The organism is Longicatena sp. 210702-DFI.1.196, assembly GCF_020563125.1.
Taxonomy (GTDB): domain Bacteria; phylum Bacillota_I; class Bacilli_A; order Erysipelotrichales; family Erysipelotrichaceae; genus Longicatena; species Longicatena caecimuris.
The window spans coordinates 1-13,042 of sequence record NZ_JAJCPX010000001.1; the positions used below are offsets into that span (position 1 = coordinate 1).

The 13,042-nt window shown below is 38.4% G+C and carries 9 protein-coding genes; 8 read left to right on the top strand and 1 reads right to left on the bottom strand.

The genetic code is table 11. The annotated features are described in order from the left end of the window. The first annotated feature begins 568 nt into the window (after positions 1–568). A complete protein-coding gene (locus LI241_RS00005) occupies positions 569–2,182 on the top strand; it encodes a nucleoside kinase (RefSeq protein WP_008689191.1) in 1,614 nt (537 codons plus the stop codon). 121 nt (positions 2,183–2,303) lie between these two features. Here the strand turns inward: LI241_RS00005 and rpmB are convergent, their stop codons facing one another. Continuing rightward, positions 2,304–2,495, bottom strand: coding sequence for a 50S ribosomal protein L28 (gene rpmB / locus LI241_RS00010; protein WP_008689190.1), 192 nt, complete (start codon positions 2,493–2,495; stop codon positions 2,304–2,306). Between the two features lie 271 nt (positions 2,496–2,766). On the opposite strand from rpmB, the gene LI241_RS00015 reads away from it, so the two are divergent. From LI241_RS00015 to LI241_RS00045, 7 genes are all read left to right on the top strand, one after another. After that, positions 2,767–4,668 (top strand): glucosaminidase domain-containing protein, encoded by a 1,902-nt coding sequence (locus LI241_RS00015; RefSeq protein WP_119957477.1) that lies wholly within the window; start codon positions 2,767–2,769, stop codon positions 4,666–4,668. 11 nt (positions 4,669–4,679) lie between these two features. Beyond that, positions 4,680–6,191 carry a cadherin-like beta sandwich domain-containing protein gene (locus tag LI241_RS00020; RefSeq protein ID WP_008689186.1) on the top strand — a complete coding sequence of 504 codons (1,512 nt, stop codon included), beginning with the start codon at positions 4,680–4,682 and terminating at the stop codon, positions 6,189–6,191. 146 nt (positions 6,192–6,337) lie between these two features. Then, positions 6,338–7,597, top strand: a complete 1,260-nt coding sequence (locus LI241_RS00025) for a cell division protein FtsA (protein ID WP_008689184.1) — start codon at positions 6,338–6,340, stop codon at positions 7,595–7,597. A gap of 24 nt (positions 7,598–7,621) precedes the next feature. Beyond that, positions 7,622–8,734, top strand: coding sequence for a cell division protein FtsZ (gene ftsZ, locus LI241_RS00030; protein WP_008689183.1), 1,113 nt, complete (start codon positions 7,622–7,624; stop codon positions 8,732–8,734). 2 nt (positions 8,735–8,736) lie between these two features. Further along, complete coding sequence (locus tag LI241_RS00035) at positions 8,737–9,186, top strand: hypothetical protein (protein WP_017144613.1); 450 nt, start codon at positions 8,737–8,739, stop codon at positions 9,184–9,186. A gap of 171 nt (positions 9,187–9,357) precedes the next feature. Continuing rightward, complete coding sequence (locus LI241_RS00040) at positions 9,358–11,931, top strand: calcium-translocating P-type ATPase, SERCA-type (RefSeq protein WP_008689179.1); 2,574 nt, start codon at positions 9,358–9,360, stop codon at positions 11,929–11,931. A 237-nt stretch (positions 11,932–12,168) separates the two neighbouring features. After that, positions 12,169–13,011, top strand: a complete 843-nt coding sequence (locus LI241_RS00045; protein WP_008689178.1) for a radical SAM/SPASM domain-containing protein — start codon at positions 12,169–12,171, stop codon at positions 13,009–13,011. Positions 13,012–13,042 lie beyond the last annotated feature (31 nt).

Below are 13,042 nucleotides of genomic sequence, written 5' to 3' on the forward strand. Positions count from 1 at the left end.
GAAACTCTATGATAATTTAGAGGTATCGCTTATCCCTACGATAATTTAGATATCCAGTTTTTTTCATATACGTTTTACCACATGTAGCTTTTTGTTTATACAGATGGTGCATGTTCATAATAAAAAACACAGTTTCTTATGACAACATGGAATCTTTGGTAATTGGGTAGTTATCCTTGTTGCTTGGCTCATAGATGCAAAATCTCAGAAAGCAAATGATATGATCTGTAACTGTTGTTTAAAAAGCTGAAACGACATAACTAGCCGGTTTTCATATTGTGAATAAAGGGATGTGAGATAGAAAAATATGTTAAAAAACATTTTGGACAGTTTTAAGCTATCTTGTGTTGTTCACGGTTGATAACAGCAATTTTTGTATATTGGTTAGCATATAAGAGGCAATATGTAGTACATCAAACATTGTTTAAAATACAGTTGTTATTAAGGATGAAACGGTATATGAAATAGAGTGAATCCTTTCGTTTTATCGTTCTTCTTTGTGGAACAGCTATTCTGTATTATAATAAGGGTAGCAACGACATATCCTAACAGAGAAAGAAGGATGAATATGAAAATCACGTTACAACAAAAAATAATAGAAATCACCAAAGATACGCCAGTGGAAAAGCTTATTCCGGCAGAAGAAAAAGCAAATGTCTATGCCATTGTCTTCAATGGGAAGCTCCATGATGTGAAGTATTGTTTAAAGGAAGAAGGAGATCTTTCCTTTGTTTATGCGGATAGTGAGATAGGAAAACAAATTTATGAACGATCTTTGAGCTTTTTATTTATTGCAGCTGTGCATCGCTTATACCCTAAAGCGCATGTGTGTATTGAACATGCGCTAAGTAATGGTTTGTTTTGTGAAGTGGAACAGCAAGGTTATTTAACACCTGAGGATGTTTTTCAAATTGAACAGACCATGAAAGAGATGACCAGGGAAAAGATGGCGATCTTACGCAGCGTCGTGCCTACAAAAGAAGCCGTAGCTTTTTTTGAAGCATGCGGGATGTTGCATAAGGCAAGCTTATTGCGAAATCGCCATAGTAAAACAAGTAGCATATATCATTTAGAAGATGTCAATGATTATTTTTATGGTATCATGCTGCCAAACACCAGTTATCTGACGCATTTTGCATTGCGCTATTATGCCCCCGGTATTTGGTTATCACCACAAGAACACTTTGTGAATCAGGGAAAGATGTTCCAAGTATTTCAAGAATTTGAGGCCTGGGGAAAAGCCATCGGCGTATCACATATAGCGCAGCTAAACCAGAAAATTATGGAAGGAAAGATGGATGAGTTGGTGTTAATGAGTGAAACGATGGTCGAAAAGAAATTAGAGGATATTGCAGTGAAAATGTTAAAAGAGCATGCAGGTACTCGTTTTATTTTAATAGCCGGCCCTAGTTCAGCAGGGAAAACAACGTTTTCAAAGCGCTTATCCATCCATTTGAAAATACATGGGAAAGAACCTATTGCTATATCCATGGATGATTTTTATAAAAACCGTGAGGATTGTCCAAAATTGCCGGATGGCAGTTATGACTTTGAATCGTTAGAAGCTTTAGATCTGGAGCTGTTTAATGAAACGATGTTAAAGTTATTGCATAACCTTCCAGCTCGTATGCCGCATTTTAATTTTAAAACAGGAAAACGTGAGTGGAGAGAAACGTTATGCATGCAACAGGATCAGCTTTTAATTATAGAAGGCATTCATGGATTAAATCCAACGACAAGTGCTTATATACCAGATTCAGCAAAATTCCGTATTTATATCAATGCATTGACGCATCTCAATTTAGATGATCATAATCGTATTCCAACAAGTGATTATCGTTTAATACGTCGTATCGCACGAGATTATCAATCTCGCGGTTGGAGTGCTGCAGAAACGATTCATTCATGGAAAAATGTCCGTTATGGCGAAGATCGCTATATTTATCCATATCAAGAAGAAGCAGATGCCATTTTCAATAGTTCTATGGTCTATGAATTAGCAGTATTAAAGCCTATTGTTCTTCCTTTGTTAGAAGAAGTTGACATAAAGGAAGAAGCGTATCTGGAAGCGAATCGTCTGCATAAGCTATTAGACTATTTCTTGACTGGGGATTCCTCAGCCATTCCACGCAGCTCTATTTTGGCAGAGTTTATTGGGAATAGCATCTTTGATGTATCGTAATTTTAGCAATCCAAAGGAGCAGACTTCTGCTCTTTTTGCTTGCTGATGTCTCATTAAATTTTAGATTGTACGTGAAGGTTTAGAGAATAAAAAAAAACAGGTTTCCCTGTTTAAATCACTCTTAGATAGCGTTTTTGTTCTTTAATGTTTTCAATGCACGAGCACTAATACGGATCGTTTGAGGTTTCCCATCAACAACGACTTTAACCTTCTGTAAATTTACATTCCAGTTACGACGAGATGCACGCATAGAGTGAGAGCGTTTATTACCTGATAAAGGACCTTTACCTGTAATTGCACAAACTTTTGACATACCGTTTACCTCCTTCCGTATAATACTTAACATAATTCGCTTAAATATCATACCATTTAAGATTATAAAATGCAAGAATATTTTTTATTTTTATTTATCTGTTGATCACCCTTAAGGATATGTTTGTAAAACGGTGATTTTAAAGGGTTTTCAATCAATTTTAAGGAAGGATAGCGGGCTAGTAGTAAGGATGTGTAATATTTACCAATTGCATTCATGAAAGGGCTGTTCTATAATTAGACTGAGTTATTATAACAAAAGGAATGATGGTATGAGAAAAACAAAGGTATTTACAATCTTTCTTGGGGTAAGTTTACTGGCAGTTAACGTTATGCCAAATATAGAAAAAAAGCTGTTTGCAGAAGAAGAACATTCAGAAACTAGGAAGGGTTCTTCTTATGGCGATCAAACAGGTATGTTTTTAAAGATGGATGAAGATGGAAAAATCACTTATGTAAAAGCGAATCCAGAGGGCATCAAAGAGGACATTACCTTGCCGGAAGAAACTGATGAAGAGGTAACGTTTGATGTGGAAATGGAAACCAAAGATGGAGCTAGTGCAGAGGTTGGCCATTATGATACCATTGAGGATGCGGTAAAGACAGCAAATATGTTACAGCTAACACGCAGCATGATGCGTTCAGCAAATAGTGATGTAGATGTTTCTGTGTATAGTAAGAATGTATTACGCAGCACTACCAAACCATCTATCGTAAAATTTAAAGTGTTGGATGGTGGAATGACAACACCATATAAGGAAGTCGATACCAATATCAGTGGGTATACGAGTGCCGTTTATGCGGTAGATGCAGCCTACCTTGGCACAGTGGATGGGAAGGTCAAGTTTCGTATGGCCGGAGTTACCGGTTTGGTGGATGCGAAATATGTTACTATTCAGGAATATACAGCAAAGATGAATGTCAGTTATTATTATGTGACAAAGAATAAACTCTATCATCAGATATTTACACCATATTACAGTTCATCTCAGCGCGTTGGAAATGCGCCAGCGTATTTGAAAGAGAATACAAAATATTTCAGCTATGACGGTCATTATTTTTATACTGCTTTTGAAACCATGATCAATGATTATCAAAAGGATGTATACAGTCATGCGGTTAATAAGGAATCACCTTATTATAATTACTATCAGTTTCTTTCTATGCGTACGGTATCTAGTTTTACAGCAGATCATTTAAATAAACGTTTGTTAGAAGGTACGACAAATACGAAATCAAAGCTGCGAAATCGTGGCGTAGATTTTATCAATGCACAACAATATGGTACAAATGCAGCTTTGGCTTTTGGTTTGGCAGTGAATGAAAGTGCTTGGGGCAATAGCTCTATCGCACAGGAAAAAAACAACATCTTTGGATTAAATGCTGTGGATACCAGTCCGGGAACATCAGCGAATACATTCGCCTCAGTAGCGGCATGTATCAATGATTTTGCGAAAAACTGGGTGTCGCTTGGTTATACAGATCCATATGATTGGCGATATTATGGACCTCATCTTGGGGATAAACAAAGTGGTATGAATGTGCAATATGCTAGTGATCCTTACTGGGGGGAAAAAGCGGCAGCACAAGGTTATTTTTTAGAAGATCTTTCTGGTAAAAAGGACAGTGATAAGTACACCCTTGTGATTGACACCGGTGTAAAACCAATCAGTATATATAAGGATGCTAAAACCTCCAGCAAAGAATATTATCAAAACGGAAATAGCAATAGCAAGGTCATTCATCAATTCCCATTTGTTGTGTTAGATACGGTAAAAAACAGTCAAGGTACATGGTATAAAATACGTACAGACTGCATCTTAAAAGCAGATCGCAGTGCTAAGGATAATGATTCCAATGGTCTATATGATTACACATACAATTATGGATACATAAAGGTGAAAGACTCGATGATGGTCATTTATGAAGGTAATCAAGATGCTAACCATGATAAGGTGCCTGACACACCGAATAAACCAGATGAAAAAGTTTTACCCGGAGATGTTAATGGTGATGGGAAATTATCTCCTGCTGACTATGTGAAAATCAAAAATCATATCATGGGTGTGACAAAATTAAAAGGAACGCCTTTAAAAGCAGCGGATGCAAATCAAGATGGTAAAATTTCACCAGCTGATTATGTAGTCGTTAAGAACAGGATCATGGGGAAATAGTGGAGGTAAAGATGAGAAAGAAAATAACAAAATTTCTGGCAGGTATCAGTGTTGCCATTTTAGCAGTAACAGTACTGAATCTGCCTAAAAAACATATCGCTGCAGCAGGCTTATCCGTATCTTGTAGTAGTTCAACAATTTATGTTGGAGATACTGTGACCTTTACGGTCAGTGTTTCTGGCGGAGCAGGTATGGTGGCTGTGAGTGGTGCTGCAAATGATTCTGATTGGTTTGAAAATAATTCTCGATCCTATACCGTAAAAGGAACCAGTGCTGGCAGTCTTAGCGTCTATGCTTCAGGAACGATTGCCGATTTTAATACGGAAAAGGATCAGTCATTGTCTTCTTCTTGTACCGTGGTGGTAAAAGAACGCAGCAAACCATCAAACAACAATAATAATAGTTCAAGTAATTCAGGAAATAATGATACTCCACAGAACAATAATGATGATTATAACAATGCTCCTTCCAATAATGATACACCAAAGAATGAGCCTAGTAATAAAACAGAGAAACCAAAAGAAGAAAAGAAAAATAAGGATAGTTCCTTGAAGTCTTTAAGTATCAGCGAAGGCAAATTATCACCGGCATTTCAAGCTGGAACAACTTCATATAAGGTTGATCTGCCTGGTAGTGTAGATACACTAAAGGTCAGTGCAGCAGCAAATAACAGCAAGGCATCACTGCGTGGAATCGGGAAAAAGAAGTTAAAACCCGGTAATAATACGATTCAAGTGATATGTACTGCAGAAAATGGGACATCGACAACCTATACGATAAAAGTACATGTGGATGAAAAACCACTAGTCTTTGTAAATTATCAAGGGAAAAAACTTGGTGTTTCACGTTCAGCTGCGAAATTGTCTAAGAAATTATTTGAGGAAACAAAGCTTACCATTGATGGAAAAGTCGTACCAGCTTGGACCAATAAAAGCTTACATATGACATTGTTGTATTTAGAAAACGATGATAAAAAAGACTTTTATTTTTATGATACGGAAAAGAAAGAAGTAACATCCATTTATCGCCCGGTGGGCTTACTTGGAGAAAATATTGCGATTATTGATGTACCAAAAGCGTTGCAAAAACGTACCGGTATGGTGTTTACAACAGTAAAGGTCGATGGAAAAGAACTTCCTGGTTGGACATATCAAGATAAGGCGTTTGCTGATTACGCATTGCTTTATGTAATGAATGATGCCGGTGATAAGGTGTATTATCAATATGAGAAAACAGGGAATACATTACAGCGGTATGCCGGTGGTGCGGCAATCACGCAGAATGCATATGAAAAATTACTAAAAGCACATGAGGAAGAAACGAAGCAGCTGAAACTGATCGTGTATGGTCTTTGTGCATTGAGTGCTATCCTTTTCTTGGCTATTCTTATCATATGTGTCAAGAAACGCAAACCAAAACATTTTAATAAGATTGATGTGAAGGGTAGACCATTATCAAAAAGCGCTGAAATAGAGCACGAAAGTTTGGTTAAAATGCAGCAAGAAGATGGAGAGAATTTCTAAGATTCTCTCTTTTTTAAAACGGCGGAGCAAGGAAAATCCTAAATCTGAAAAAAATATGACAAATTCCTGTAAAATGTTTTTTATCCACCATTTTTATGATATTATATATGAGTATAAGTGAAAACGTGTGTAAGGGGGTAAACCTTATGAATCGAAAGGAAATCTATGCCTCCGTAGAAATTGCCGATCATGAAATTCGCCTGATTGTTGGAGAATTTTATGATACCAGATTTAATATTCTGCGGGTTGAAAGAGCAGGGATTACTGGAATTGAAAAAAAGAAAATTATAGATGAACAAAATGTTGTAAATGGAATCATAAAAGCTGTGAAACAGGCGGAGGAATCGCTTGGTTATCATATTGAACGAGCATTGGTATCGTTACCGAGCGTCAATGTGGCCAGACATAATAAACGTGTTCATGTATTGCCACAGGCAAGCAGTAAACGTATTCGGTTAAGTGATATTCAAAAAGGACTGAATGAAGCGATTACATATAAACCAGATCCTGAATTAGAATTGGTGAATGTCGGCTGTATTAAATACATAACCAATGGTATTACTTCAAGAAAAATGCCAATCGATGAAATAAGTGATATGTTGATCATGGATGTTGATTTATTATTCGCAGATAAAGAAACCGTGTATTCCTATGCACGCTGTATCGAAAAAGCTGGTTTAGAAATTCTGGATGTATGTTTGGATTCTTATGCCATTGCCCAAGAAGCAGCGGTTTTTGAGCAGACGGTTGATAAATATGTCATATTAATTGATTTAGCTCGACAGAATACTACACTTTCTTTATTTACGCATGGTAAACTTGTAAACTGCGAGGTATTAGAAGATGGATATGGCAAATGGTTAGCAAAGCTTTGTGAAGAAAACCATTTATCGCCACATGTCGGTTATCGCTTGGTACAAAATACTTGCTGTTTAAAAGAACATGAAGCAAAGGATACGATTATTTATGTTTGGAGTGAAGGCAAAGAGCAGAAACAGCTGAGTGAAAAGCAAGTATGTCAGCTGGTTGCGCCATACATTCATGAATGGATCCAAGGCATTAATGAAGCCTGTGCACCAATTATTGAGAGTGGCGATGTTCGCTATCTAATCACAGGAGAAGGCTGTGAGATTCAGGCAGTTGAACCGTTGTTCGATGAATTAAATGCGCCTTGGCAGCTATATGTGCCACAGACGATTGGAGCTAGAGATTGTTCCTTAGTAACTTGCTTAGGCTTATTTTACAGTTGGAAGGAACAGATAGATATTCGCAATGATCAACGTACAAGCTGTGCTGATGCAGAAGTAGAACAGGTTGTGGAAACTATACGCCGTAAGACGTCCACACAGGATGAAGAAGGCGGATTTACGAAGAAATTGAAAAGCATTCTGTTGAATGATCGATAAAAGAAGAGAGAGCGAGGAATAAAGATGAGTGATTTACAGTTTGAACAGGTAGCAAATATTAAAGTGTTTGGAATCGGCGGTGGCGGCTGTAATGCGGTGAACCGTATGGTGAGCGAAGGTGTTAAAGGGGTCGAGTTTTATGTGGCAAATACGGATTTACAGGCATTAAATATTTCTCCTGTAGAAAATAAACTGGTGCTTGGACGTGAGATTACCAAAGGTCTTGGAGCAGGCGCAAACCCGGAAATGGGAAGACGAGCTGCACAGGAAAATGAAAATGAAATTCGTGAGGCAATCAAAGGAAGTGACATGGTCTTTATAACTACCGGTTTAGGTGGAGGTACTGGTACTGGTGCTGCGCCATTATTTGCGAAGATAGCAAAAGAAGAAGGCGCATTGACTGTAGGTATCGTAACCAAACCATTTACCTTTGAAGGCAAGAAACGTATGAAGGCAGCTGAAGAAGGCTTAGCTGAAATGAAAGAATACGTAGATTCTTTGATTATCGTTTCTAATAATAACCTTATTGAGGTCATCGGACGAAGACCATTGACGGAAGCATTCCAGGCTGCTGATAATGTATTGCGTCAGGGCGTGCAGACGATTACGGATTTAATTGCCGTACCGGCATTGATCAATTTGGACTTCGCGGATGTTCGCACAATTATGGAAAATCAAGGCTCTGCATTAATTGGTATTGGTATGGCAGAAGGAGAAGACAAAGCACGTGCTGCAGCTGAAAAAGCTATTCAATCCCCATTGCTGGAGGCACAGATTACTGGTGCACGCAATGCTATTGTCAATATTACCGGTGGAGAATCTATCACCTTATTTGATGCTGAGGATGCTATGGCTTTAGTACGTGAGGCTGCTGGAAATGATATTGATGCTATCTTTGGTGTTGCGATCAATGAAAAACTAGGAGATTCTATCATTGTTACCGTCATTGCTACAGGTTTTGACGCTGATAAGAATGAAGAAGATGTCTTAGAAAAAGCATTCTCTTATTCTGCTGCTAAGGCTGCGCCAAAGCAAAGTGTAAAAGCATCAGAACCGGAAGTATATGCAACTTCACGCATAAATGATGCAAAAGAGGATGACAATGAAGGGATTCCTTCCTTCTTCACTAGAAGATAATGATGAAGTTTTATTACATAGATGATGCTATGTTTGAAGCCGGGGCATTTCAAGAAGAAATTCGTCATCGCTTTTTGTGCCATTTACGTAAAAATCAGGTGAAATTGATTTTGGTGAGTGCAGCTCATAAGGAGAATGGACGATACCGTAAGTTCCTTGAAGAATGTAAGAATATTTCCATCGTTCGCAGTCCAGCAATATTTGATGTGGATGGAATTTGTGGAACCTTGCATACTGGGTATGCGGCCATTGAGGGTTATCCAATTCAGCATGCATATTCGGGTACTTGCGTGGAATTTGATGAAAAAGAAAAAAAAGCGAAACGGATTTATCTGGATATGTTTGTGGATCATCATGAGGAAGAAAATTTTGATTTTCTGGTGGAAGAACTAGAAAAAGCCATTCAAGATAAAATCTTTGACATGAAGAAAAAGAAAGATGAAATAAATTAAATAATAAGAAAGTATGAAATAGCTGCGGTTGTTTTATACTTTTTTCTTTAGAACTCACTTGCGCCTTCTTCCTATGTGAAAACACCTTTTTTCAGTAGTTTTGTCATGTTTTGACGAAGTGTACATAGCATGCATGAAAGCATCATAAGGTGTAACTGAAGGAGGGATCGTATGCCGTATCGAAAGACGATTCAGGAGATAGAAACAGCTTGTCAAAGTGATCTTCATAAAGGATTGAGTGAAGAAGAGGCACAAAGAAGACAAAAAGAGCAAGGGAAAAATATTTTAAATAAGAAAAAGAAAGTAACGCTCTTACAAATGTTTCTGGAACAATTTCAGGATCCAATGGTCATTATATTGATTATTGGGGCAATCGTATCTATATTTTTAAAGGAATATATGGACGCTTGTATCATTTTGGTTGTGATCGTGTTAAATGCAATCATTGGTGTCATTCAAGAGTTTAAAGCAGAAAAAGCGATTGATGCTTTGGAAAAGTTATCAGAGCCAAAAGCGTATGTCCTGCGAGATGGCTATTTGAAAGAAATCAATTCCGAAGATTTAGTTGTGGGAGATATTGTAGAGCTGGAAGCAGGTCGTTATATACCTGCCGATATGCGTTTGCTCACCAGTACCAATTTAAAGGTGGAAGAAAGCACGCTAACTGGGGAAAGTGAGGCTATTGAAAAACAGGCAGATATTGTCTATCCGGATGAGATGCATATCGCGGATCAGCGCAACATGGTGTTCATGTCGACGTATGTTACATATGGTAAAGCACAAGGGATGGTCGTTCGCTGTGGGATGGACAGTGAGGTTGGCAAGATTGCCCGCATGCTGGATGAAACAAAAGAGGATATGACGCCTTTGCAGCAACGGTTGGCACATTTATCAAAGATTTTGGGAATGCTATCGTTAGGAGTTTGTGCGGCCATGTTTGTGGTTGCCATATTACAAGGGCGAAATCTTTTTGATATGCTGCTACTCTCCATTTCTTTGGCAGTGGCGGCTATTCCAGAAGGCTTACCAGCCGTTGTCACCATTGTGTTAGCATTAGGCGTTCAGGTCATGAGTAAGCAAAATGCCATCGTGCGCAAACTGCATGCGGTAGAAACATTGGGTTCTGTTAGTGTTATTTGTAGTGATAAGACCGGAACTTTAACACAGAATAAGATGCATGTGGTCAGCAGTTATGCCAATGGCATGTTGCAGGAAGTAAATGATGAATTATTGAAAGGTATGGTGCTTTGCAATGATGCCAGTATATCGCAAAATGAAGTATTAGGAGAGCCAACAGAAACAGCATTGTTATGCTTTGGTGAAAAACAAGGCTTTCATAAGAAGGACTTGGATATGAAATATGTCCGCGTCAATGAAATTCCTTTTGATTCTAATCGAAAAAGAATGACGACAATCCATCAGCATGAGCGAGAAGTTGTTGCTTATACGAAGGGAGCATTGGAAAAGATCTTAGCGATGTGCACCAGTGTTTGGCAGGATGGCAAGGCAGTACGCATGTCAAATTATGAAAAGCAGCGCATTTTAGAAGCCAGCCGTCAAGTGAGTGAAGATGCACAGCGGGTCTTGGCATTAGCAAGAAAAACATTGAAATCGCCTTATGAAGATGATGTTGAGAATAAGATGTGCTTCATTGGTTTTGTTGGTTTAATGGATCCACCGCGAGAAGAAGTTAAAGATGCTATTGCCCGATGTTATAAAGCCGGTATCCGTGTGGCGATGATCACCGGAGATCATCCTTTAACCGCATTAGCAATTGCCCGCAGACTTGGAATTGCCAAACAAGAGACAGAAGTGATTACCGGAAATCAGTTAGATGCGATGAGTGATGAGGAACTGTGTGCCAGTGTAAAAGGATATCGTGTGTTTGCCCGCGTGACACCGCAGCATAAAGTACGCATTGTTCAGGCTTTTAAACAAAATGATATGGTGGTAGCCATGGGGGGAGATGGAGTCAATGATGCGCCTTCCTTGAAACAGGCAGATATCGGTATCGCTATGGGACAGGGAGGGACCGATGTTTGTAAACAGGCGAGTGATATGATCTTGGCAGATGATAACTTTGCGACCATTGTGAAAGCTGTGGAAGAGGGCAGAGGAATCTATGAAAATATCCAAAAAGCGATTCTTTATCTGTTAAGTTGTAACCTTGGAGAAATTATGTCATTATTTTTAGCCATTTTATGCATGCCACATGTGGTATCAACCTTAAGTGCTATCCAGATCTTATGGGTTAATTTGATTACGGACGCTTTCCCTGCACTTGCTTTAGGTGTAGATCCTATGGAATGGGATATCATGGAGCAACAACCAAGAAATGCAAAAGAGAGTTTGTTTGCCCATGGAGGTTGGATGTTTACCATTTTAAATGGTATGTTTATCGGTACCATTACACTAGTCGCTTTCCGTTATGGATTAAATAGCAGTCCCGCTAAAGCACAAACAATGGCATTTATGGTATTGTCTTTATCACAGCTTTTCCATGCATTTAATTTGCGCAGCCGTACCCATTCTATCTTTGCCGTCGGTTTATTTAAGAACAAATGGTTAATCTTGACGTTCTTGTTTAGTACAGCATTGCAGATCGCCGTATGTCAGTTGCCGATCTTTAATTTTATATTAAAAACGGTACCGTTAGATATGATGAGTTGGGGGTTGGTGTTTGGCTTAAGTGCCAGTGTGATTTTCATTAATGAAGCTAGCAAATGGTTCGCGAAGGATAAATAAGAAAACAGGTTATAGGCAGAAAGTGATTGTTGAATAAATATGGAAGTTTAAAAGCATTGATAGGATCCCATCAAAGAAGATACAAGAATGAGTAAATGTGTACCTACGAAGATGGGATTTTCTTACTTCCTTTTATGTTTTTGCAGAAAAAGTAGATTTGCTAACAAAAGCGAAGATAGCTTTCTTATTTCTTTGTTTTATCAGCTGTGGTAAAATAAGAGAAAAAAAGGAGCGTTTATGCGATTTAAGAGAGTCTATATCGAAATTACCAACACTTGTAATCTTGCCTGCAGCTTCTGTATTCAAAATCAGCGACAGCCACGCAGGATGAATATACAAGAATTTACGCATGTCATTCAGGAGGTACGCAGTGTCACAAGACATGTTTATCTGCATGTATTAGGGGAACCGCTGTCCCATCCAGATCTTCCCGCTTTTTTACAGATATGCAAAGCGAATGATATGGAGGTCATCCTGACGACAAATGGAACTTTATTAAAAAAACAAGTGGATGCTTTATGTGCTTCCCAATGTATCCGACAATTAAATATCTCCTTGCACAGCTTTCCTCAGCATGAACAACCACGATATTTAGAGACGATATGGGAATGTGCGGAAAAGCTAGCAGCCTGTGGTATACATGTGAACTATCGTTTATGGAGCATACAAGATGAAAAGTTAAGCAAAGAAACACAAACACTGTTAACGACCGTAGTAAAACAATATCAGAAGAACTTAGAAGATGTGATGATTAAGCGAATGCATCGTTTTGATTTAGCGGATCATATTCATCTGCATTTTGAGAATATCTTTACTTGGCCTTCTTTGATGAATCCTTTTGTGTCGAAGACAGGAAGTTGTTTAGGTATGAAAAGCATGTGTGGGGTATTGGTGGATGGTACACTAGTGCCATGCTGTTTAGACAGTAAAGGAGATATTGCTTTGGGGAATTTATTTGAGACCCCTTTGGAAGAAATCTTATCATCGAAACGCTGTTTAAAGATGTTGGAGGGCTTTCAAAAGCATCAAGTAGAGGAAGCGTTGTGTCAGCATTGCACGTATCGCTTAAGATTTCTATGATATCTTAGGAAAGTAAAGCGAATAACGAGAA